General features: G+C 73.6%; 19 protein-coding genes and 1 tRNA gene. 2 read left to right on the forward strand and 18 right to left on the reverse strand.

Features of this window, described 5'->3' with window-relative positions; all coding sequences use genetic code 11:
* Position 1: 1 nt before the first annotated feature.
* From BJ976_RS05460 to BJ976_RS05475, 5 genes are all read right to left on the reverse strand, one after another.
* Complete coding sequence (locus BJ976_RS05460; RefSeq protein ID WP_135027663.1) at positions 2-1672, reverse strand: monovalent cation/H+ antiporter subunit D family protein; 1671 nt, start codon at positions 1670-1672, stop codon at positions 2-4.
* Complete coding sequence (locus tag BJ976_RS05465) at positions 1669-2100, reverse strand: cation:proton antiporter subunit C (RefSeq protein ID WP_135027666.1); 432 nt, start codon at positions 2098-2100, stop codon at positions 1669-1671. Before BJ976_RS05465 ends, BJ976_RS05460 begins: the two co-directional genes overlap by 4 nt.
* Positions 2097-4967 carry a DUF4040 family protein gene (locus BJ976_RS05470; RefSeq protein ID WP_135027670.1) on the reverse strand — a complete coding sequence of 957 codons (2871 nt, stop codon included), beginning with the start codon at positions 4965-4967 and terminating at the stop codon, positions 2097-2099. The genes BJ976_RS05465 and BJ976_RS05470 overlap by 4 nt, the downstream gene beginning before the upstream one ends.
* A gap of 72 nt (positions 4968-5039) precedes the next feature.
* A complete protein-coding gene (locus tag BJ976_RS11985) occupies positions 5040-5168 on the reverse strand; it encodes a hypothetical protein (RefSeq protein ID WP_260399197.1) in 129 nt (42 codons plus the stop codon).
* Between the two features lie 33 nt (positions 5169-5201).
* Positions 5202-5283: transfer RNA gene (locus BJ976_RS05475), tRNA-Leu, on the reverse strand.
* A 213-nt stretch (positions 5284-5496) separates the two neighbouring features.
* On the opposite strand from BJ976_RS05475, the gene BJ976_RS05480 reads away from it, so the two are divergent.
* Complete coding sequence (locus BJ976_RS05480) at positions 5497-6090, forward strand: ANTAR domain-containing response regulator (RefSeq protein WP_135027672.1); 594 nt, start codon at positions 5497-5499, stop codon at positions 6088-6090.
* Positions 6091-6102: 12 nt separating this feature from the next.
* Here BJ976_RS05480 and pyk read toward each other — a convergent pair whose 3' ends face one another.
* The 11 genes from pyk to hisI form a co-directional block, all read right to left on the reverse strand.
* Positions 6103-7587, reverse strand: a complete 1485-nt coding sequence (gene pyk, locus BJ976_RS05485; RefSeq protein ID WP_135027675.1) for a pyruvate kinase — start codon at positions 7585-7587, stop codon at positions 6103-6105.
* Between the two features lie 74 nt (positions 7588-7661).
* Positions 7662-9122 carry a glutamate synthase subunit beta gene (locus BJ976_RS05490; protein ID WP_135027678.1) on the reverse strand — a complete coding sequence of 487 codons (1461 nt, stop codon included), beginning with the start codon at positions 9120-9122 and terminating at the stop codon, positions 7662-7664.
* On the reverse strand, positions 9115-13767 hold the full coding sequence (gltB, locus tag BJ976_RS05495; RefSeq protein ID WP_135027681.1) for a glutamate synthase large subunit: 4653 nt from the start codon (positions 13765-13767) through the stop codon (positions 9115-9117). Before gltB ends, BJ976_RS05490 begins: the two co-directional genes overlap by 8 nt.
* A 206-nt stretch (positions 13768-13973) precedes the next feature.
* Positions 13974-14960, reverse strand: a complete 987-nt coding sequence (gene lgt / locus BJ976_RS05500; protein WP_135027684.1) for a prolipoprotein diacylglyceryl transferase — start codon at positions 14958-14960, stop codon at positions 13974-13976.
* A gap of 2 nt (positions 14961-14962) precedes the next feature.
* Complete coding sequence (trpA, locus tag BJ976_RS05505; protein ID WP_135028482.1) at positions 14963-15760, reverse strand: tryptophan synthase subunit alpha; 798 nt, start codon at positions 15758-15760, stop codon at positions 14963-14965.
* Positions 15761-15768: 8 nt separating this feature from the next.
* Positions 15769-17079 carry a tryptophan synthase subunit beta gene (trpB, locus tag BJ976_RS05510; protein WP_135027687.1) on the reverse strand — a complete coding sequence of 437 codons (1311 nt, stop codon included), beginning with the start codon at positions 17077-17079 and terminating at the stop codon, positions 15769-15771.
* Between the two features lie 28 nt (positions 17080-17107).
* Entirely contained in the window at positions 17108-17920 is an 813-nt protein-coding gene (gene trpC, locus BJ976_RS05515; protein WP_135027690.1) for an indole-3-glycerol phosphate synthase TrpC, read from the reverse strand.
* On the reverse strand, positions 17920-18282 hold the full coding sequence (locus BJ976_RS05520; RefSeq protein ID WP_135027692.1) for an HGxxPAAW family protein: 363 nt from the start codon (positions 18280-18282) through the stop codon (positions 17920-17922). The genes trpC and BJ976_RS05520 overlap by 1 nt, the downstream gene beginning before the upstream one ends.
* Before the next feature lie 125 nt (positions 18283-18407).
* On the reverse strand, positions 18408-18983 hold the full coding sequence (locus tag BJ976_RS05525; protein ID WP_135027695.1) for a Trp biosynthesis-associated membrane protein: 576 nt from the start codon (positions 18981-18983) through the stop codon (positions 18408-18410).
* Entirely contained in the window at positions 18983-20539 is a 1557-nt protein-coding gene (locus tag BJ976_RS05530; protein ID WP_135027698.1) for a chorismate-binding protein, read from the reverse strand. The genes BJ976_RS05525 and BJ976_RS05530 overlap by 1 nt, the downstream gene beginning before the upstream one ends.
* On the reverse strand, positions 20536-20916 hold the full coding sequence (gene hisI / locus BJ976_RS05535) for a phosphoribosyl-AMP cyclohydrolase (protein WP_135027701.1): 381 nt from the start codon (positions 20914-20916) through the stop codon (positions 20536-20538). The genes BJ976_RS05530 and hisI overlap by 4 nt, the downstream gene beginning before the upstream one ends.
* Before the next feature lie 39 nt (positions 20917-20955).
* Here hisI and BJ976_RS05540 point away from each other — a divergent pair, with 39 nt between their 5' ends.
* Positions 20956-21681, forward strand: coding sequence for a maleylpyruvate isomerase family mycothiol-dependent enzyme (locus BJ976_RS05540; protein ID WP_135027704.1), 726 nt, complete (start codon positions 20956-20958; stop codon positions 21679-21681).
* A gap of 32 nt (positions 21682-21713) precedes the next feature.
* Here BJ976_RS05540 and hisF read toward each other — a convergent pair whose 3' ends face one another.
* Entirely contained in the window at positions 21714-22484 is a 771-nt protein-coding gene (gene hisF, locus BJ976_RS05545) for an imidazole glycerol phosphate synthase subunit HisF (protein WP_135027706.1), read from the reverse strand.
* A gap of 42 nt (positions 22485-22526) precedes the next feature.
* Positions 22527-23375 (reverse strand): ATP phosphoribosyltransferase, encoded by an 849-nt coding sequence (gene hisG / locus BJ976_RS05550; RefSeq protein ID WP_135027710.1) that lies wholly within the window; start codon positions 23373-23375, stop codon positions 22527-22529.
* Positions 23376-23422 lie beyond the last annotated feature (47 nt).

Here is a 23422-nt window from a genome sequence, read left to right on the forward strand (position 1 = left end):
CTCACGGGTGCAGCACCGCCTCGATGTAACGGCTCGGGTCCGTCAGCCCCTGCGCCGCGACGTCGGTGACCGTCCACAGGGCCTGGCCGCCCAGGCCCAGCGCCAGGGTGGCGAGCGCGAGGACCACCGCGGGCGCGGCCAGCCGGAACGGGATGCGCGACCGGGTCACGTCCTCGTCCGGGTCGACCGTCACGGGCAGGACCCCGGTCGGCGGGCCGAGGGTCTCGCCCGAGGCCCACGACTCGGTGCGCTCCTCGTCCGTGCTCGACCCACGGCCGGAGGGAGCGGGCGCGGTCGCTGCGGCGCCCACGATGGGCAGGGCCGCGGTGGCCAGTCGCTCGCGGTGGCCGTGCGGGGCCGTGGGCTCGCCCCAGAACCAGGCGTCCCACACGCGCAGGAGCGCCCACAGGCTCACGAGCGAGGCGGCGAGGACGAGCCCGACCGTGACGGTGCGCCCGGCGTCCAGGCCCGCGGTGACGAGCATCAGCTTGCCCACGAACCCCGAGAACGGCGGGATGCCCACGAGGGAGAGCAGCCCGACGAAGAACGCGGCGGCGACCAGGGGCTCCCGCCGGGCCAGGCCCTGCACGTCGGCGAGGCGCCCGGTGCCGTAGCGGACCTCGATCGCGCCGGTGGCCATGAGCAGGCAGCCCATCGCCACCATGTGGTGCACGAGGTAGAACAGGCCCGCCGCCAGGCCCAGGCGCGTGGACAGCCCGAGGCCCACCAGGATGCCGCCGATGCCGCTGACCATCTGCCACGACAGGATCGAGCGCACGCCGTGCTCGCCGACGGACGCGAGCGCGCCGATCACGAGGGTCGCCACGGCGAGCACCAGCAGCACCGGGAGGAGGCGGGGGTCGCCGTCGTAGAGGACGGAGTAGACGCGGTACAGGGCGTAGACGGCCACCTTCGTGTGGAGGGCGGCGAACAGCCCGGTCACCGCCGGGGACGTCGACGAGTAGGCCCAGGACAGCCAGCCGTGCAGCGGGACCACCGAGGCCTTGATGGACAGGGCGAACAGGACCATGCCCGCGGCGACGGCGACGCGGGTGTCCGCCACGGCCGCGCCGGCGAGCACGGCCAGGTTGACGGACCCGGTGAGCCCGTACACGAACCCGACGCCGACCACCAGGATCGTGGAGGTCAGCAGGTTCAGCGTCACGTACAGCCGCGCCCCGTCCACGCGGCGCAGGGGTTCGCGGCGGTTCGCGGAGAGGACGTAGAGGCCGTAGCTCGGGACCAGCATGACCTCGATGAACACGAACAGGTTGAACAGGTCCGCCGTCAGGAGCGCACCGTTGACCCCGCCGATGAGGATGAGCAGCAGCGGGGCGAAGTACTGCGAGTTCGCCACCCGCGAGCCGTACGCGAACGCCGCACCCACGATGGTGAGGGCGCTCGTCAGGACCAGCATCAGGGCCGACAGCATGTCCGCGGCGAAGCCGATGCCGATGCCGCCCGGCCAGCCGCCCAGGGAGGCGGCCAGCACGGACCCGTCGAGGCTGCGCACGCCCAGCGCGAGACCGCCCGCCGTCACGAGGCCGAGGGCGCCGAAGAGGACGGCGCGGTGCAGGCGGCGGCGGTCCCCCGCGATGACCAGGAGACCCGCGGAGAGGAGGGGGACGGCGATGAACAGGGGCAGCAGCTGCCCCAGGGCCGTGGCGCTCACGGGCGCACCCCCGTCCTGCGGCCGGCCCGGCCGCGCGCGATCCGGCCCGCGGCCGCGTGGCGCTCCGCGCGCGGGAAGCGCGCATCGGAGGCCGCCTGCTCCAGGGGGTCCCGTGCCTCGCCCGGGGTGGCGACCGCGTCGTCCGCCCGCCCCGTCACGGCGAGGGCCAGCAGCAGCACGGTGATCGCGAAGGCGATCACGATGGCCGTCAGGACGAACGCCTGCGGCAGCGGGTCGGCCTGCACCTCGACGTCGGCGGCGCCGACGAAGGGCAGGGCGCGGCGGTCGGTGCCGCCGGCGGCGATGATCGCGAGGTTCGCGGCATGGCCCAGCAGCACCATGCCCAGGATCACGCGCAGCAGCTCACGCTTGGAGAACAGGTAGAACGCGCCGAAGGTCAGCATCCCTACCGTGAGGGCGATGGTCATCGGGTCGCCTCCTCTCGTGCCGTCGGGGTGGTGCGGGCGGGCGCCTCGGCCTCGGAGGCTGCGGGCGAGTCCGGGTCCGGGCCGGGGACGGGACCGCCCTCGTCCGCCGGGTGCTCCGGGCCGAGCAGGGAGAAGGCGGCGACGATCAGGCCGATCACCGCCAGGTACACGCCCAGGTCGAACGCCAGGGTCGTGGACAGCCCGTAGCCGAAGACCTTCACCCCGGCTGCCCCGAGGAAGCCCTTGCCGGTCAGATACCCGGCGAGCCCGGTGACCGTGCCCAGGGCGATGCCGGACCCGATCAGGGCCAGGTACGGCCACCGCAGCTGCCGGGCGGTGTCCGAGTCCGCCGCCAGGTACAGCATCGCGTACCCGGCCCCGGCCACCAGCGCGGCGATGAACCCGCCGCCGGGCTCGTAGTGCCCGCGCAGCAGCAGGACCAGGGAGAGCAGGATGATCAGGACGCCGAAGATGCGCCCGAACACCCGGATGTGCACGAGGTTCTCGCGCACGTGCGCCAGAGGGGAGCGCATGTCCACCGCGGACGGCTGCGGCGGCGTGGGGCGCCGGTTCAGCAGGAGCGCGGCCACGGTGAGTCCCGTGGCGCCCAGCACCGTCATCTCGCCCCACGTGTCGAGTGCGCGGAAGTCCACGAGGATGACGTTGACGACGTTGGTGCCGCCGGCCTCCTTGTAGGAGTGGGTCAGGTAGTAGTGCGCGATCTCCGACATGCTCGTGCGCCCGGTGAACGCCAGCACGCCCACCGTGGCGGCGACGCCGGCCAGGGTGGCGGTGAGGACGGCCTGCGTCTTGCGCGGCGCGGGCTCGGTGCTGAAGCGCGCGGGCAGGCGGCGCAGCAGGAGCACCATGACGCACACGGTGAGCACCTCCACCAGCAGCTGGGTGAGAGCCACGTCCACGGCGCCCAGGGTGAAGAACCAGAGCGTCACGCCGAAGCCGACGACGCCGACCACCACCATCGCCGCGATGCGGGTCTTGGCGCGGATGGTGGCGACGACGCCGGCGCCCACGAGCGCGACGAGCACCCAGTCGTGCCAGCGGGAGGGCTGGCCGACGACCGCGGGCAGATCGCCCACCGTGGCCACGCCGACGGCGGCCAGCACGGCCAGCACGAGGGCGGGGATCAGCAGGTGCGTGCGGGGCGCCAGCGACCCGGAGGCCCGGGAGACCACCGCGCCGATGCCGATCAGACGGTGCCGCGCCTCGTCGACGACGTCCAGGGCCGAGAACGGCAGCCCCGCGTGGGAGGCCATCCGCTCGACCGGGCCGCGCAGCAGCACGAGGAGCACGCCGAGCGCGATCACGGCGGCCGACACCAGCAGGGCGGTGGTCACGCCGTGCCACAGGGCCAGGTGCGCGTGCACCTCCTCGCCGGAGGCGGCCTGGGCCGCGTGGGAGACGGGGGTGTCCAGGAGGCCGGGCATCAGGCCCAGGGCCACGGCGGCGGCCGCGGCGAGGACGGGGACGCCCCAGAACGTCGGCGGGGCCTCGTGGACCTCGTCGCCGCGGTCGGCCGTCCACCTGTGGGCGGCCCCGGCGGGGCTCGGGCCCCACACGCCCAGGGCGCCGAGCACGAGCCGGCCGGAGTACGCCACGGTGAACACCGAGGTGACCGCGATGCCGGCCGTCACGAGGACCGGCAGCCAGGCGGGGCCGGGGGTGTGGAGGGCGGCGTCGAGCAGGCCCTCCTTGGACACGAACCCGAACAGGGGCGGGATGCCGGCCATGGACAGTGCGGCCACGGCGATCGCGGTGCCGGTGACGGGCATGTGCACGCGGCGGGCGGCGAGCTCGCGCAGGTCGCGCGTGCCGGCCTCGTGGTCCACCACGCCGATCAGCATGAAGAGCGCGGACTTGAAGAGGGCGTGGGCCACGGTGTGCACGATCGCCGCCGTCAGCGCGACGGGGGTGCCGATGCCGATGGCCGTCACCAGCAGGCCCAGCTGGCTCATCGTGGAGTAGGCCAGCAGGCCCTTGAGGTCGTGGCGGCGGATCGCCGAGACGGCGCCCAGCAGGGCCGTGATCAGGCCGGAGCCGATCAGCAGCGCGGACCACGTGGGGGTGCCCGCCAGTACCGGGCTGAAGACCAGCAGCAGGAAGATGCCGGCCTTCACCATGGCGGCGGCGTGCAGGTACGCGGAGACCGGGGAGATGGCCACCATCGAGTCCGGCAGCCAGGCCTGGAAGGGGAACTGGGCGGACTTCGTGAAGGCGGCCGCCGCCAGCAGGACGGCCACCGTGGTGGTGAACGCGGGGTCGGCCCAGATGTCCGAGGCCAGCACGCCGGTCAGGGAGGTGGTGCCCGCGCGCACCCCCATGAGGGCGACGGCGGCCAGGAGGGCCAGCCCGCCTCCCACGGTCACCAGCAGGGTGCGGATCGCGGGATCGCGGGCATGGTCGCCCGAGCGCCCGATGAGGAAGAACGAGGCGAAGGACGTGAACTCCCACGCCACGAACAGGACCACCACGTTGTCCGTCAGGACCAGCAGCAGCATGGACGCGGCGAAGGCCGTCATCAGCAGGTAGAAGGTGTGCGGACGGGAGGACGCGCGGTCCGCGCCGAGGTAGCGGCTCGAGTAGGCCAGGATCCCGGCACCGATCACCAGCACAATCATCGCGAACACCAGGGCCAGCCCGTCGAGCCGGAGGTCCAGGTCCACGCCGATCGCCGGGATCCACGGATGGGTCTCGGTGCGCACGCCCCCGGTCCAGGCGGAGACCAGGACGCCCGCCGCGGCCAGCAGCGGCAGCGCGAGCACCCAGCCTGCGTCGCGGCCGAGCAGGCGCGCGAAAGGCCAGGACGCCCCGACGGCGGCGATGGCGAGCAGGAGGCTGAGCAGGAGCATGGACACCCCGGGTTCTCGTGGGATCAGGACGGCGGGCGCGGCGTCCGTGGCCGCGACGACGGCGGACGCGGGTCAGCGGCGGTGCGGCGGCTCGCCCGCCTGCAGACGACCCCATTCGGAGACCTGGCCGTTGGTCCCGACGGCGCGCACGGGGCACGCGGTGGCCAGCAGACTCACGGCGCGGGTCTGGGCTGCGCTCATGCCGGGCCTCCTGCCGGGTCGGGGCGTCCTCGGTGCCCGAAGTGGGACTCGAACCCACACGCCTCGCGGCACCGCATTTTGAGTGCGGCGTGTCTACCGGTTCCACCATTCGGGCGTGCCCGCCGACCGGCGGGACCCGCCCACAGTACCAGCCGGTCGTCCCCCGGTCCCGGACCGGCCGGTGGTGGGGCGCGCTGCCCGCGCGACGCGCCCGGACCGCCGCCGAGTAGGGTGGGCGCGTGCCGCCGTCGACGCCGGTCCGCCCGCCGCAGCGGGCGCCGTGCGGGACGCGGCCCGCCCTGTCCCCCCGCACCGCCGAGGAGCCCCGATGACCCCTTCCACTGAGACCCCCGGCCTCCGCGCCGTCGTCGCCGAGGACGAGGCGCTGATCCGCCTCGACGTCGTGGAGACCCTCACCGCGGCCGGACACACCGTGGTGGCCGAGGTGGGCGACGGCCAGGCGGCCGTGGCCGCGGCGCGGGAACACCGCCCGGACGTGGTGGTCATGGACGTGATGATGCCCGTCATGGACGGGATCGCCGCGGCGGGGGAGATCTCCGCCGAGCGCCTGACCCCGGTGGTGATGCTGACCGCGTTCTCCCAGCGCGACCTCGTGGAGCGCGCCGCCCAGGCCGGGGCCATGGCCTATGTGGTCAAGCCCTTCACGGAGAAGGACCTGCTGCCCGCGGTGGAGCTCGCGGTGGCGCGGTTCGACCAGATCCGGGGCCTCGAGGAGGAGGTCCGAGACCTGGGCGAACGGCTCGAGACCCGCAAGCTGGTCGACCGCGCGAAGGCGCTACTCCAGGCCCGGCTGGACCTCAGCGAGGCCGAGTCCTTCCGGTGGATCCAGAAGACCTCGATGGACCGCCGCCTGAGCATGCGCGAGGTGGCCCGGACCGTGGTGGACCAGATGGGGGCCTGAGCCCGGGCGCCCTCAGAGCACGGGGTCGTGCCAGAAGCCCACCGGCTCGCGCTCCTCGCGGGGCAGGGCGGTGGCGCCCTCGGCCACGCCGTCGCCCACCCGGTGCACGCGCAGGGTGTTCGTGGAGCCGACCTTGCCGGGAGGGGAGCCGGCGGCGATCACCACGAGGTCGCCGTGCTCGGCGATCCCCTCGCGCGTCAGGGACTCCTCCACCTGCGCGGTCATCTGGTCCGTGGTCTCCGCGAACGGGACCATCTTCGGGTAGACGCCCCACGTCAGGCACAGGATGTTGTGGGTGTGCTCCCGGTGGGTGTACGCGTAGATCGGCTGGCGGGGGCGCAGGCGGGAGAGCCGGCGCGCCGAGTCCCCGGACTCCGTGAACGTCGCCAGGAACGGGATGTCCAGCTGGACGGCCACCTCAACGGCGGCCCGGGTGATCGCGCCACCGCGGGTGCGGGGCTGGGAGGTCAGTGGAAGGATCCGCTCGAGGCCGTGGGTCTCCGTCGACTCGATGATCCGGGCCATCGTCTCCACGGTCGTCACCGGGTGGGCGCCCACGGAGGTCTCACCGGAGAGCATGACGGCATCCGCGCCGTCGAGCACGGCGTTGGCGCAGTCGGAGGCCTCGGCGCGCGTGGGGCGCGGGTTCTCGATCATGGACTCGAGCACCTGGGTCGCCACGATCACGGGCTTGGCCCAGCGGCGAGCCAGGTCGATCGCGCGCTTCTGCACCACGGGCACGTCCTCGAGCGGCAGCTCGACGCCGAGGTCGCCGCGGGCCACCATGATCGCGTCGAACGCGTCCACGATCGCCTCGAGGTTCTCCACGGCCTGCGGCTTCTCGATCTTCGCGATCACCGGGACGCGGCGCTCCTCCTCGTCCATGATCTGGTGCACGCGGTCCACGTCGGCGGCATCGCGGACGAAGGACAGCGCCACCATGTCGACGCCGGTGCGCAGGGCCCAGCGCAGATCGTCCTCGTCCTTCTCGGACAGGGCGGGGACGTTCACGGCGACGCCGGGCAGGTTGATGCCCTTGTTGTCCGAGACGGCCCCGGCCACCACGACCTCGGTGACGACGTCGGTGTCCGTCACCTCCACGGCGCGCAGGCGCACCTTGCCGTCGTCGATCAGCAGCGGATCCCCCACGTTCACGTCGCCGGGCAGGCCTTTGTGAGTGGTGCCGACGATCTCGCGGGTGCCCTCGACGTCGCGGACCGTGATGGTGAAGCGGTCCCCCTCGGCGAGCTCGTGCGGGCCGTCGGCGAAGCGTGCCAGGCGGATCTTGGGCCCCTGCAGGTCCGCGAAGATCGCCACGGGGCGCTGCTCCTCCACGCAGAGCCGGCGCACGCGCTCGTAGGTGGCGGCGTGCACCTCGTGGTCTCCGTGGCTCATGTTCATGCGCACCACGTCCACGCCCGCTCGGATAAGCGCGCGGGTGCTCTCGTCCGAAGCGGTGGCCGGGCCGAAGGTGGCGATGATCTTCGCGTGTCTCATGCGTCCCACCCTAAGCCGGACGCCCGCCTGCGACCGAGGGCGGGGGTCCGGCGCGTCATCGTGAGATGCATCGCTCAGCCGAGCACCAGTCCGCGGTCGGTCGGCTTGACCGGATGCGGCAGGCGGGACCACGACTCGAGGGACTCGTCCACGGCCTGCGCGCAGGCCCGGCCCTCGGCGATGGCCCAGACCACGAGCGAGGCGCCGCGACCGGCGTCGCCGCACACGAAGACCCCGGGCTCGTCCGTCTCGTACGTCCGCGAACGGGACACCACGCCGCGCTCCGTGCGCACGCCGATCTGACCCGTGAGGTGCTCCTCCTCCACGCCCGTGAAGCCCAGGGCCAGCAGGACGAGGTCCGCCTTCACCTCCCGCTCCGTGCCGGGCTTCGGTCCCCGCGTGCCGTCCTCCCGGATCTCGGTCTCCGCCACCCGGAGGGCGCGCACGCGGCCGTGTTCGTCGCCCAGGAACTCCAGCGTGGAGGCCAGGTGCTCGCGCGCGCCGCCCTCGGCGTCGGCCGTGGTCACCTGGTGCACCTTGGGCACGGTGGGCCAAGGCTGGTGGACGGGGCGCTCCACGGGCAGCTGCTGGCCGATGGCCAAGGTGGTGACGGAGGCGGCACCCTGGCGGTGCGCGGTGCCGATGCAGTCCGCACCGGTGTCCCCGCCGCCGAGGATCACGACGTGCCGCCCCTCCGCGCTGATCGGGTCGGTGACCTCGTCGCCGGCGGAGGCGTGGTTGGCCTGGACCAGGTAGTCCATGGCCAGGTGGATGCCGTCTAGGCTGCGACCGGGCACGGACAGCTCACGACCCACCGGAGCGCCGGTGGCCACGATCACGGCGTCGAAGCGGGCCTTGAGCGCGTCCCAGGTCAGGTCCGTGCCGATCTCCACGCCCGTGCGGAACCGGGTGCCCTCGGCCTCCATCTGGGCGATGCGCCGGTCCAGGATGTCCTTCTCCATCTTGAAGTCCGGGATGCCGTAGCGCAGGAGGCCGCCGAGGCGGTCGTCCCGCTCATACACGGCGACCGTGAAGCCGGCGCGCGTGAGCTGCTGGGCGGCGGCGAGGCCGGCCGGGCCGGACCCGACCACGGCCACGGTGTGGCCGTTGAGCCGCTCCGGGACCACCGGGTCGAGCCAGTCGTGCTCGAACACCTGCTCGGCGATCGCCACCTCGGTCTGCTTGATGGTCACGGCCGGCTGGTTGATCCCCAGCACGCACGAGTCCTCGCAGGGGGCCGGGCAGATCCGTCCGGTCACCTCGGGGAAGTTGTTGGTGGAGTGCAGGCGTGCCGCCGCCTCCTCCCAGTGGCCGCGGCGGACCAGGTCGTTCCACTCCGGGATGAGGTTGCCCAGCGGGCAGCCGGAGTGGCAGAACGGGACGCCGCAGTCCATGCAGCGGCTCGCCTGGGTCCGCACGACCGCCTCGTCCTGGCGCACGTACACGTCTTTGAAGTCCATGATGCGCACGGGCACGGGACGCGTGGGGCGCTCGACGCGCTCCCGGTTCTTCAGGAATCCGCGCGGGTCAGCCACGGGTCACCTCCAGCAGTCGGTTCCAGACGGTGTCTCCGTCCGGGTCGAGACCCTCCTCCACGGCGGCGGCCCGGGTGCGCCGCACCAGGTCGAACTGCCGCGGCAGCAGGGTGGTGAATCGGCCCCAGACGGCCTCGGCGGCCTCGCCGCCGGCCTCCAGGTCCGCCAAGAGCCGCTCGGCGACGGCGGAGCCCGTCTCCTCGCGATGCACGCGCAGGAGCTCGACGATCCACTCCCGGTCCTCCGTGGTGGGGGCCTCGATGATGAGGTCGTCGTTCCGCACGGCCAGCGGGTTCAGGTCCGTGCGGTCCAGGTCCAGCACCCAGGCGCGCCCACCGGACATCCCGGCCGCGAGGTTGCGCCCGGTCGGGCCCAGGATCAGCGCCTGGCCGCCCGTCATGTACTCGAGGCCGTGGTCGCCGATGCCCTCGACCACCGCGGCGGCGCCCGAGTTGCGCACCAGGAACCGCTCGCCCACCTGGCCGCGCAGCAGCAGCTCGCCGGAGGTGGCGCCGTAACCGATCACGTTGCCGGCCACGGTGTTCTCCTCCGCGGCGAACGGGGCTGCCTCGTCCGGGCGGACCACGATCCGGCCGCCGGACAAGCCCTTGCCCACGTAGTCGTTGGCGTCACCGGACAGGCGCAGTGTGACGCCGGCGGGCAAGAAGGCCCCGAACGACTGGCCGGCCTCCCCCGTGAGCACCACCGTGATCGTGTCCGCGGGCAGGTCGTCGGTGAGCCGGGCGCGGGTCACGTGGTAGCCGAGCAAGGTGCCCACGGAGCGGTCCGTGTTCACCACGGTGTCCGTCAGGGTCACCGGCTCGCCGGAGGTCAGGGTGTCCCCCAACCCGGCGAGGAAGCGGTTGTCGATGTGCGCGTCCAGTCCGTGGTCCTGGTAGGTGCCGCGTCGCATGGGCGCGTCGGCCTGCCCGGCGCGGCGTCCCACGGAGGGGTCGGACAGGATGCCGGAGAGATCTAGGCCCTCGGTCTTCCAGTGGTGCAGGGCGGCGTCGACGTCCAGCAGCTCGCGGTGGCCGATCGCCTCGTCCAGGGTGCGGAAGCCGAGCTCGGCCAGGAGCTCCCGGACCTCCTGGGCGATGAACTCGAAGAAGTTCACCACGAACTCCGGCTTGCCCGTGAACCGCGAGCGCAGCTCGGGGTTCTGGGTGGCCACGCCCACGGGACAGGTGTCCAGGTGGCACACGCGCATCATGATGCAGCCGGAGACCACGAGGGGGGCGGTGGCGAAGCCGAACTCCTCGGCGCCGAGGAGGGCGGCCACCACCACGTCGCGGCCGGTCTTGAGCTGGCCGTCCACCTGGACGGTGACGCGCTCGCGCAGGCCGTTGAGCATGAGGGTCTGCTGTGCCTCGGCGAGGCCGATCTCCCAGGGGGTGCCCGCGTGCTTGAGCGAGTTCAGCGGAGAGGCGCCGGTGCCGCCGTCGTGACCGGAGATGAGCACGACGTCGGCGCGCGCCTTGGCCACGCCGGCCGCCACGGTGCCCACGCCGGACTCGGAGACGAGCTTCACGTGCACGCGCGCCTCGGGGTTGGAGCGCTTGAGGTCGTAGATGAGCTGGGCGAGGTCCTCGATCGAGTAGATGTCGTGATGCGGGGGCGGGGAGACGAGCGAGACGCCGGGCGTGGAGTGCCGGGTCTGCGCCACCCACGGGTAGACCTTGGCGCCCATCAGCTGGCCGCCCTCGCCGGGCTTGGCGCCCTGGGCCATCTTGATCTGCAGGTCCGTGGCCGTGGCCAGGTACAGGCTGGTCACGCCGAAGCGGCCCGAGGCGATCTGCTTGATCTTCGAGCGGCGCTCCGGGTCGAGCAGGCGCTCCACGTCCTCGCCGCCCTCGCCGGAGTTGGAGCGGGCCCCGAGCCGGTTCATGGCGATCGCGAGGGTCTCATGGGCCTCCTGTGAGATGGACCCGTAGGACATGGCCCCGGTGGAGAACCGGGTGACGATCGAGGCGACGGACTCGACCTCGCGGATCGGCACGGGGGTCCGTCCCTCGGTGCGGAACCGCATCAGCCCGCGCAGGGTCATCAGGTCCGCGGCCTGGTCGTCCACGCGGCGGGTGTAGTCCTTGAACACGTCGTACCGGCGCTCGCGGGTGGAGTGCTGGAGACGGAACACAGTCTCGGGGTTGAACAGGTGGGGCGGGCCCTCGCGCCGCCACTGGTACTCCCCGCCCACCTCGAGCTCGCGGTACGGGTTGATGTCGTTGCCGTCCGGCGGGTAGGCGAACTCGTGGCGTGCCTGGATCTCGGCGGCGATCACCTCGAGGCCCACGCCGTCGAGCGGGCTCGTGGTCCCGGCGAAGTAGCGGTCCACGAAGCGGCGGGCCAGGCCGAGCGCCTCGAAGGTCTGCGCGCCGGTGTACGAGGAGACCGTGGAGATGCCCATCTTGGACATGATCTTCTGGACGCCCTTGCCGAGGGCGGTGATGAGGTTGGCCACGGCCTGTTCGGCGGTGACGCCGGTGATCTCCCCGGTGCGCACGAGCTCCTCGGCGGACTCCATGGCCAGGTAGGGGTTGACCGCGGAGGCGCCGTAGCCCAGGAGCGCGGCCACGTGGTGGACCTCCCGGACGTCGCCGGCCTCCACCACGAGCGAGGTCCTGGTGCGGTTGGCGCTGGCCAGCAGGTGGTGGTGGACCGCAGAGGTCAGCAGCAGGGAGGGAATGGGCGCCCACTGCGCGGTGGAGCCGCGGTCCGAGAGCACCACGTACTCCACCCCGCGGTTCACGGCGGCGGAGACCTGCTCGCAGATCTCCTTGAGGCGGGAGCGCAGCTCCTCCGCCCCGCCGGCCACGCGGTACGTGCCGGTGACCTTGAGCGTCAGGCGGGTGCCGTCGTCGTCCCTCAGGTGCTGGATCCGGGCCAGCTGGTCGTTGTCGATCACGGGGAAGGGGATGTCGATCTGCCGTGTGCGCACCTGCGCCGTGGACAGGACGTCGCCCTGCGGACCGATGCCGGTGCGCATGGAGGTGACCTGCTCCTCGCGGATCGCGTCCAGCGGCGGGTTGGTCACCTGGGCGAAGGACTGTGTGAAGTAGTCGAAGAGCAGGCGGGGGCGTGTCGACAGCACGGCGACGGGCGTGTCCGTGCCCATCGCGCCGAGCGGCTCGGCGCCCTTCTCGGCCATCGGTCCGACGAGCACGCGCAGCTCCTCGGCGGTGTAGCCGAAGATCCGCTGACGCTGCTGGATGGACTCCGCCGAGTGGCGCACGTGCTCGCGCTCAGGCAGCGCGTCCAGGTCCACGAGGTTCTCCTGGACCCAGCGCTCCCACGGACGGGCGGCGGCGACCTCGGCCTTGACCTCCTCGTCCGCCACGATCCGGCCCTGCGCGGTGTCCACGAGGAACATCCGGCCGGGGGCCACGCGGCCCTTGCGCACCACGCAGGACGGGTCCAGGGGCACGACGCCGACCTCCGAGGCCAGCACGACGAGTCCGTCCCGCGTCTCCCACCAGCGCGCCGGGCGCAGGCCGTTGCGGTCCAGGACGGCGCCCACCTGCGTGCCGTCGGAGAAGGAGACGGCCGCGGGGCCGTCCCACGGCTCCATGAGCATGGAGTGGTACTGGTAGAAGGCGCGGCGGGCCGGGTCCATGGTCGCGTGGTTCTCCCACGCCTCCGGGATCATCATCATGATCGCCTGCGTCAGCGGGCGGCCCGAGAGCATGAGCAGCTCGGCGACCTCGTCGAACGAGGCCGAGTCCGAGCCGATCGGGCTGATCAGCGGGTACAGCTCCTCGGGGACCTCACCCAGCATCGGGTGGGACAGCTGCGCCTGGCGGGCGCGCATCCAGTTGCGGTTGCCCTTGACCGTGTTGATCTCGCCGTTGTGGGCGATGGTCCGGAACGGCTGGGCCAGCGGCCAGGACGGGAACGTGTTGGTGGAGAATCGGGAGTGCACGATCCCCAGCAGCGTGGTGAAGCGCTCGTCGGAGAGGTCCGGGTAGAACGGCTCGAGCTGCGCGGTGGTCAGCATGCCCTTGTACACGATGGTCCGCGAGGACAGCGACGGGAAGTAGACCCCCGCCCGGTTCTGGGCCCGACGCCGCAGACGCCATGCGCGCACGTCCAACGACTGCCCCGGCTCGTCCCCGGCCTCCCCGTCCGCCAAGGAGAGGAAGACCTGCTCGAACGCGGGCATCGCGGCCCGGGAGCCCTCGCCCAGCACGGACGGGTCCGTGGGGACCTCCCGCCAGGCCAGGACGTTGAGCCCCTCGGCCCGGGCCAGGTCCTCGACGGCGGCGCGGGCCTGCTCGCGCTCGGCCCCCTCGCGGGGCAGGAACGCGGTGCCCGCGGCGTACTCCCCCGCCGGCGGCAGCTCGGCGTCCAGCACCGCACGGAACAGGGCGTCCGGGATCTGGGTCAGGAGGCCCGCGCCGTCGCCGGTGCCCTCGTCCGCCCCCACCGCGCCGCGGTGCTCGAGGGCGCGCAACGCCGTGAGTGCGTGCTGCACGACGTCGTGCCCCGGCTCGCCACGCAGCGTGGCGATCACGGCGAGGCCGCAGTTCTCCGTCTCCCGGGCGGGGTCGTACAGACCCTGGGCCTCAGGGAATGCGGAGAAGCGGGTGAAGGGGTCGACCGGCGCGCCCTGGGGCGTCACCGGCGCGGACAGGGAGGCATCGCTCACGGAGCCGTCCTTTCCGTTGGCGCGGTTGCTCGGACGGGGACGGCATCGGCCCCGGGTCGGAACGACGGTACACCGCTGTGTGGTGACGGCCACGGTCCGTTCCACAGGATGACGTGACCATGACAGGCGACGGCCCGAGACACGTCACGCCCCGCCCGGCGGAGCCGGGCGGGGCGTGGGAGAGGACATGCAGTGCGGCGCGCGCGTCAGCGGGTGCGGCGCCCGACGTCGTCGAGGGCGCGGGCGTCCGCGGTGCCGTCCCCGAGATCGGCGGACACGGGCCCCGCCGGCCCGTGGCCGGGCAGCCACACCGGATCGTGGGCCCGCGGCCCGACGGCCGCGCCGCGGTGCCGGGCCAGGATGAGGGCGAGCATCCCGACGGCGACGAGCAGCAGCAGGAGGGAGGTCCAGACGTTGAGCCGGGCGGTGACGCCGAACAGGGTGACCATCTCGGCGTCGTCGATGCGCAGCGCCTCGATCCACACCCGGCCCAGCGTGTACCAGGCCACGTAGGCCCACATCATGGCTCCGCGCCGCAGCCGCACGGTGCGGTCCAGGAGCAGCAGCAGCGCCACGCCCGCGAGGTTCCACAGGGACTCGTAGAGGAAGGTCGGGTGGAACAGCGTGTCCGCCGGCATGCCGGCGGGGAAGTTCGGGTGGTCCGGGTCGATCCGCAGGCCCCACGGGAGTGTGGTGGGCGCGCCGAAGAGCTCCTGGTTGAACCAGTTGCCCCAGCGACCGATCGCCTGGGCCAGCAGCACGCCGGGGGCCACGACGTCGGCGAACGCCGTCAGGCGCAGCCCGTACCGGCGGCACGCGATCCAGGCGCCCACCGCGCCCAGGGCCACCGCGCCCCAGATGCCCAGGCCGCCGTTCCACACGTGGAGGATCTTCACGGGGTCCCCCGTGCCGTCGAACCCGGGGCCGAAGTACCGGTCCGGCGAGGAGAACACGTGGTACAGCCGCCCGCCCACGAAGCCGAACGGGATGGCCCACAGCGCGATGTCCAGAATGCGACCCTCGGGCCCACCCCGCGCCGCCCAGCGGCGCTCGGACAGCCACAGGGCCGCCACGATGCCCGCGATGATGCACAGGGCGTACGCGTGGATCTTGAGTGGGCCGAGCTCGAACCCGTCCCAGGACGGCGAGGGGATGGCGGCCAGCGGGGCCAGTGCGAGGGGGACGCCCGACACGCTCAGGCCTCCCGCACGGTGCCGGTGGACAGCTCGCGGGCCAGCGCACCGACGGCGTCCGGGCCCCCGTCGCGCAGCGCCTTGACGAGGGCCGTGCCCACGATGGCGCCGTCGGCGTAGCGGCCGACCTCGGCGACGTGCTCGGGCCGGGAGATGCCCAGGCCCACGCACACGTGCTCGGTGCCGGCGGCCTTCGCGCGGGCCACGACCGACTCCGCGGCCGAGGACACCTGGTCGCGGGCGCCGGTGACGCCCATGACGGACACGCCGTAGACGAAGCCCCGGGAGGACTCCACGGTCAGCGCCACCCGTTCGTCCGAGGACGAGGGGGCGGTCAGGAAGATCCGGTCCAGGCCGTGGCGGTCGGAGGCCTCGAACCACGCGGCCGCCTCCTCGGGCACCAGGTCCGGGGTGACCAGTCCGGCGCCGCCGGCCTCGGCCAGGCGCCGGGCGAACTCGTCCACGCCCATCCGGTCCACGAGGTTCCAGTAGGTCATCACCACGACGGCGGCGTCCGTGCGCTCGGTGATCCGGCGCACCACCTCGAACACGTCGCGGGTGTGGAAGCCGTTGCGCAGGGCCACGCTGGTGGCCTCCTGGATGACGGGCCCGTCCATCACCGGGTCGGTGTACGGCAGGCCGATCTCGATCACGTCCGCGCCGTTGCGCCCGAGCTGCACGGCGGCCTCGACCGACTCGTCGACGGTGGGATAGCCCGCGGGCAGGTACCCCACGAGGGCGGTGCGGCCGGCGGCGCGGGCGGCGTCCAGGGCGGCGGCGGTCTTCGAGTGCGGGGTCATCTGCTCGCTCACTGCTCCACTCCGGGGTCCATCTCGTCCAGCGGGTCCTTCTCCTCGTGCCCCTCGCCGAGGCCGAACCAGGCCGCGGCCGTGGCCACGTCCTTGTCCCCGCGGCCGGAGAGGTTCACGATGATGATCCGCTCCTCGCCCTCGGGGGTGTCCTCCCCGACGAGGCCCTCGTCGGCCCAGCGGCGGGCCAGGCGCAGGGCACCGGCCAGGGCGTGGGCCGACTCGATCGCCGGCATGATCCCCTCGGTGCGGGTCAGACGGAGCAGGGCGTCCATGCACTCCGCGTCGGTGACCGGCTCGTAGGTCGCGCGGCCGGTGTCGTTGAGGAAGGCGTGCTCCGGGCCGACGGCCGGGTAGTCCAGGCCGGCCGAGATCGAGTGGGAGTCGATCGTCTGTCCGTCCTCGTCCTGCATCAGGTAGGTCCGCGCCCCGTGGAGCACGCCGGTCCGGCCCAGGGTGATGGACGCGGCGTGTCGGCCGGTCTCCACGCCGTCGCCGCCGGCCTCGAAGCCGTAGAGCTCGACCTCCGGATCGTCCATGAAGCCGTGGAACAGGCCCATGGCGTTCGAGCCGCCGCCCACGCACGCGGCGACCGCCGCGGGGAGCCGACCCGTCTGCTCGAGCACCTGCTGGCGCGCCTCCTCGCCGATCACCGAGTGGAACCAGCGGACCATCGCCGGGAAGGGGTGCGGGCCGGTGACGGTCCCGAGCAGGTAGTGGGTGGTCTCCACGGACGCCACCCAGTCGCGCAGCGCCTCGTTGATGGCGTCCTTGAGGGTGCGGGCGCCGACGGTCACCGGGATGACCTCCGCGCCGAGCATCTGCATGCGCGCCACGTTCAGGGCCTGCCGGCGGGTGTCCTCCTCGCCCATGTACACGGTGCACTCCATGCCGAACAGGGCCGCGGCGGTGGCCGTGGCCACGCCGTGCTGGCCGGCCCCGGTCTCGGCGATCAGACGGGTCTTGCCCATCCGGCGCGCCAGGAGCGCCTGGCCGATCACGTTGTTGATCTTGTGCGACCCGGTGTGGTTGAGGTCCTCGCGCTTGAGGAACACCCGCACGCCGGGGCTGTCCGCGGCGAACCGCGGGGCCTCGGTGAGCAGGGAGGGGCGGTTGACGTAGTCGCGGTACAGGCCCCGCAGCTCCTCGACGAACGCGGGGTCCTCCCGCGCGGCCTCGTACGTCTCCGTGACCTGCTGCAGGGCCGCCATGAGCGACTCCGGCATCCACTGGCCGCCGTAGCGCCCGAAGTACGGGCCGGTCTGGCCCTGGAACGGGCCCTCGAAGTCGATGGACGGCTGGCTGCTCATGGGTTCGCTCCTCAGGGGATCGGGACGGTCAGCGGGCGCTGAGGGATGCGGCACGGAAGGCGCGCAGCGCGTCGGCGGGGGTTCCGTGCTTCACGAGCGCCTCGCCCACCAGGACGGCGTCGGCGCCGGCGGCGGCGTACTGACGCACCTGCTCCTCGGACTCCACCCCGGACTCGGCGACGCGCACCACGTCCTCGGGAAGGTCTCCGGCGAGGGCCGCGTAGCGTGCCGGGTCGACGTCGAGGGTCTTCAGGTTGCGGACGTTCACGCCCAGGATCCGGGCGCCGGAGGCCACGCCGCGGGCGATCTCCTCCGGGGTGTGGGCCTCGACGAGCGCGTGCATGCCCAGCGACTCGGCGAGCTCGCGGAAGCCGCGCAGCTCGGCGTCGTCGAGGGAGGCGACGATGAGCAGGATCAGGTCGGCGCCGTGGGCGCGCGCCTCGAGGATCTGGTATTCGGTGACCATGAAGTCCTTGCGCAGGACCGGCAGCGTCACACGCTCGCGCACGGCGTCCAGGTCCGCGAGGCTGCCGCCGAAGCGGCGGCCCTCCGTCAGGACGGACACGGCGCTGGCGCCGCCGTCCTCGTAGGCGGCGGCGAGGTCGGCCGGGGCGTCGACGTCGGCCAGGACGCCCTTGGAGGGGCTGCGCCGCTTGACCTCGGAGATCACGCGCACACCGGCCGGGTCGGTCCGGCCGCCGGCGAGGGCTGCGAGGGCGTCACGGGGCGCGGGGGCCTGCTCGACGAGGCCGCGCAGGGCCGCGTCCGGCACGGCGGCCCGGCGCTCGGCCAGGTCCTCCCGCACCCCCTCGACGATGGACTCGAGGACGCTGGAGGTCATCAGTGGCCGGCGCGGCGGGCCTGCGCGGCGTCGACGTCGCTGGGGTCCTCGCTCACGCCGCGGCCGGAGAGGCGGCTGCCGAGCAGGCCGGCGATCGCGCCCAGCACGAGCAGGACGACGCCGATCCAGATGAGGATCTCCCACGAGGCCAGCAGTCCGATGCAGCCGAGGGCGAAGCCGACGATCGCGAGAATCGCCATGGCCCAGGCGGAAGGGGTGTTGCCGTGGTCCGGCTTCTGCGCGTGCGTCGGGTCGTTGAGGACGCGGCCGTCCTCCGTGATGACGACCTCGCCCGCCTGGGGGGCGGCGGTGTGCGCGCCGGCGCGGGGGGTGTGGTTCACGGTGGCCTCGGTGTGGCTCATGGGAGTCCCTCGTTCGGTTGTGCTCGTAAGGATGACGACGTCCGCTCATTGTGCCACGGACGGGCCCGGCGGGACCGGGGGTGACGCCCGGCGGGCGCGCCCCGGCCGCGCCGGCGGGGGGACTCTCAGGTGGGGTCCTCGCCCCGGGAGAGCTCGTCCCACGCGTCCATGCGGTCCACGGGCCCCCGCCGGCGGTCCTCCACGACGGCGTCGCCGACCGGCTCCGCCGACGGCGCCTCGTAGCGGCGGGACCGGGCCCATCCCCGGCCCGCCACCAGGGCGAGGACGCCCAGTGCGAGGGCCAGGAGGCCGCCGAGGGCGGACACCCACGGCCATGCGGACACGGCGTAGCCGGCCGCCGGGGCGGTGGTGCCGGTGACCTCGGCGACGGCGCCGGCCGCGGCGGCCGCGGGGTCGAGCGCCGCGGTGACCGCCGTCGAGGCGATCACGGCCCCGGAGACGGCCATGACGAGGCCGACGATCACGGTCCCCGCGCGGCGGGCGGTGGTGAGGGCCAGGGCGGCGGCCATCACCACGAGGGCCAGCGCCGTGCCCACCGGCGAGACCCGGCCTCCGGAGGCCGTGGCGCTGGGAACGACGGAGCCCTCCAGCCCCGTGGCGGTGACCCACGTCCGGCCGGTGGCCGCGAGGACCAGGACGCCGGCGGCCAACGCGGCCAGGACGACGGTGCGTCGGCGCATCAGGCGCTCCTCAGCTCACGGGCGGTGAGGGCCGCGCGCAGGGGGGCGGTGGCTTTCGTGACCGTCTCCGCGGTCTCCGCCTCCGGGTCCGAGTCCGCCACGATCCCCGCACCGGCCTGCACGTGGGCCCGGCCGCCGGCCAGCGTGACCGAGCGGATGTTGATGGCCATGTCCATGTTGCCGGCGAGGTCGAAGTACCCGACCACGCCGCCGTACGGCCCGCGCTCGGTGGGCTCCCACTCGTCCAGCAGCTGCAGGGCGCGCGGCTTGGGGGCGCCGGAGAGCGTGCCCGCGGGGAACGCGGAGCGCAGCACGTCCAGCGCGGTGACCCCGTCCCGGAGCCGGCCCTCGACGTGCGACACGAGATGCAGGATGTGGCTGAACGCCTCGAGCTCCATGAACTGCGTGACCTCCACGGACCCGGCCTCGCACACGCGGGAGAGGTCGTTGCGGGAGAGGTCCACGAGCATCAGGTGCTCGGCGCGCTCCTTCTCGTCCTCTTCCAGTTCCTTGCCCACGAGCCGGTCCCCCTCCGCGGATCCCGTGCGGCGGCGCGACCCGGCGATCGGATGGGTGACCACGTGCCGGTCCGCCACCGTGACCAGCGCCTCCGGCGAGGATCCCACGATCTCGTAGGGCTCGCCGTCGGGGGTCTCGAAGGAGAAGAGGTACATGTACGGGCTCGGGTTGACCATGCGCAGGACCCGGTAGACGTCCACGCCCGAGGCGGCCGTCTCCACGGACAGCCGGCGGGAGACGACCGCCTGGAACACCTCGCCGTCCCGGATGGCCTCCTGTGCCCTCCCGACGGCGGCCCGGAAGCCCGCCGCCCCCCAGCGGTCCTCGGCCTGGGCGGCCACCTCGTCGGCGTCGGCCTCCAGCCAGCGGCGGGGCACCTCGTCGACCGGGTCCTCGGCGCCCGAGCGCAGCCGGGCGAGCATCGCGTCCAGGCGGGCGACGGCGTCGTCGTAGGCCCGCTCCGCGCCGGTGGCCAGGCCGTTGCCGTTGATCGCGAGGGCGATCAGGGTGACCGTGCCGTCCGTGGCGTCGTGGACGGCGAGGTCCGAGATGAGGTTCATGGCCAGCATCGGCAGTCCCAGGTGGTCCTCGGGCGGGTGCGGCAGCCGCTCCCACGCCCGGACCACCGGCCAGCCGAGGAACCCCGCCAGGCCCGAGACCAGGTGCGGCAGGTCCGGGCCCACGCTCGCGCGGGCGTCCGTGCCCAGCAGGCGCAGCGTCTCGGCGAGGACCTCGAGCGCGTCCCCCTCGCGGGGCAGCCCCTGGGGCACCTCCCCCTGCCAGACGGCCTCGGTGCCGCGGGCCGTGAGCGTGGCGGCCGAGCCGGCGCCCACGAAGCTGTACCGGGACCACGCGGCACCCGGGGCGGCGGACTCCATGAGGAACGTGCCCGGACGGGATCCGGCCAGGCGGCGGTGCAGCGCCAGCGGGGTCAGCCCGTCCGCCAGCACGGTCCGGACCACGGGGATCACGCGGGAGCGGTCCGCCAGGCGCAGGAACTCCTCGCGCGTGGGCGTCAGGCCGGGGGCGACCGTCATCGGACCGTCTCCTGCTCCGGGGCGCGTCCGGCCGGGCCCGGCAGCTCCCGGCCGGTGAAGCACGAGGCCGTGCCCGTGTGGCAGGCGGGACCGGTCTGGTCCACGCGCAGCAGCAGCGTGTCGCCGTCGCAGTCGGCGGCCACGGAGACCACCCGCTGCAGATTCCCCGAGGTCTCCCCCTTGCGCCACAGCTCGCGGCGGGAGCGGGACCAGTAGGTGGCCCAGCCGGACTCCAGGGTCGTACGCAGCGCCTGCTCGTCCATCCACGCCATCATCAGCACCTCCCCCGTGTCGTGCTGCTGGGCGATCGCAGGGATCAGGCCACGGTCATCGAAGGTGAGGGGCGGCAGGTCGACGCCGGGCACGAAGGGGCTCATGGCAGTCCATTCTAGGGAGGCCGCGTGTACCGTGGTCGCATGCCCCACGCCCCCTCCGCGCCCGGCCGCGGGACGCCGGACTTCTCCGCCGCCTCCCGTGCCGCGCTGGTCGAGGCCCTGATCGCCGCGGGACCGGGGATGCCCACGCTCTGCGAGGGCTGGCGCACCGAGCACCTGGCCGCCCACGTCCACCTCCGCGAGACCGCCGCGGTCGCCGGCCTGCTCCTGCCCGGCCTGCGCGGGCGGCTCGAGCGCCGCACCCTCGAGCTGGGCGACGCCCACGCCACCGACCGCACCTTCGCGGACCTCGTGGACCGCGTGGAGCGAGGTCCCATCGACGAGCCCGAGACCGGCGGACGGCTGCGCCGTGGAGCGCTGCGCGTGGCCGGCCGGGTCCGCCGCTCCGCGCCCGTGCGCCGCGTGGCCGACCAGATGAACCTCCTCGAGTTTTTCGTCCACACTGAGGACGTGCGCCGGGCCCAGGGCCGCTGGGCGCCGCGCATCCTGGCCGACGACTACGCGGACACGCTGTGGACCCAGCTGGCCCAGCAGGCCGGTCAGCTCTATCACGACGAGGACACCGGCGTGCAGCTCGAACGGCGGGCCCGCCCTGCCTCCCGCACCGACAACACGGTGCTCACCCCACGGACCGCCCGCGACGGCGAGCCCACCGTGCGGATCGTCGGGCCCGTCGGGGAGTTGGCCCTCCACGCCTTCGGCCGGCGCTCCGCCGCGCTCGTGCTCGAGGACCGCCAGCCCGCCTGAGGTGCATCAACGCACCGGCCAGCCGGCGCGCGTCACCGCACGACGTGCCCGGCGGCGCGCAGGGCCTCCTTGATCCGGGTCAGCATGTCGTCCGGGCCGAAGTGCAGCATGGACGCGGCCAGCACGGCGTCGGCGCCGGCCTCGACCGCCGGTGGGAAGTGCTCGGGCTCACCCGCGCCGCCGGAGGCGATCAGCGGGACCGAGGTGGCCGCGCGAACGTCCCGGATCATCTCCAGGTCGAAGCCCGCGCGGGTGCCGTCGGCGTCGATCGAATTGAGCAGGATCTCCCCCACGCCTCGCTCCGAGGCCTCCCGGCACCACGCGACCGCGTCGATGCCCGTGCCCTTCCGCCCGCCGTGCGTGGTGACCTCGTAGCCCGAGGCGCAGCGCGGGTCCGCCGTGCGGCGGGCGTCGAGGGAGAGCACCAGGACCTGGTTGCCGAACCGCCGGGTGACCTCCTCGATCAGCTCCGGGCGGGCCACCGCCGCGGAGTTCACCGACGCCTTGTCCGCACCCGTGCGCAGCAGCCGGTCCACATCCTCCACAGAGCGGACCCCGCCGCCCACGGTCAGGGGGATGAACACCTGCTCGGCGGCGCGCGTGACGACGTCGAACATCGTGGCCCGCTCCCCCGTGGTGGCGGTGACGTCCAGGAAGGTCAGCTCGTCCGCACCGAGGGCGCCGTAGCGTGCGGCCAGCTCCACGGGGTCGCCGGCGTCGCGCAGGTTCTCGAAGTTCACGCCCTTGACCACACGCCCGGCGTCCACGTCGAGGCAGGGGATGACGCGCACGGCGACGCTCATGGGGACTCCTTCGCGGGGGTCGGGGCGGGGTGACAAGGCGGGTCAGAGGCGGATGGCGTGGATGGCGGAGACGAGGATGCCGCGAGCGCCGAGGTCGTACAGGTCGTCCATGACCCGGTTGGAGTCGGACTTGCGCACCATCGAGCGGACGGCCACCTGGGACTCGTCCCGCAGCGGGGAGATCGTGGGCGACTCCAGCCCGGGGGTGACGGCGACGGCCCGCTCGAGCAGGTCCCGGCTGATGTCGTAGTCGATCATCACCCAGCGGCGCGCCACGAGCACGCCGTTGAGGCGGCGCAGCAGCACGTCCAGGCCGGCGGGCCGCTCCCCCGCCCGGCCGATCATGATCGCCTCGGAGTCCAGGATGGGCTCGCCGAAGACCTCCATGCCGGCCGCGCGCAGGGTGTTTCCCGTCTCCACGACGTCGGCGATCGCGTCCGCCACGCCGAGCTTCACGGAGGACTCCACGGCCCCGTCGAGGTGGACCACCGTGGCGTCGAGGCCGGTCTGCTGGAGGTAGTCGGTCAGCAGTCCGTCGTAGCTGGTGGCGATCCGCCGCCCGGCCAGCTGGGAGGCGTCCGAGAAGGCGCCGACCGGGGCGGCGAGGCGGAACACGGACCGGCCGAAGCCGAGCGCCATGATCTCCTCGGCGGTGTCCCGCACCTGGGCGTCGCGGAAGAGGTCGCGGCCGGTGAGGCCGACGTCCAGGGTGCCCTGCCCCACGTACACGGCGATGTCGCGGGGGCGCAGGTAGAAGAACTCCACCTCGTTCTCGGGGTCCACGAGCACGAGCTCGCGGGAGTCGCGCCGCTGGCGGTAGCCGGCCTCCAGGAGGATCTCGCGGGCGGACTCGGACAGGGCGCCCTTGTTGGGCACGGCGATGCGCAGCACTGAAGTCTCCTGGACGGTGGGGCGGGCGAGGGGTCGGGCGGGACGGA

Source organism: Micrococcus flavus, from assembly GCF_014204815.1.
GTDB lineage: Bacteria > Actinomycetota > Actinomycetes > Actinomycetales > Micrococcaceae > Micrococcus > Micrococcus flavus.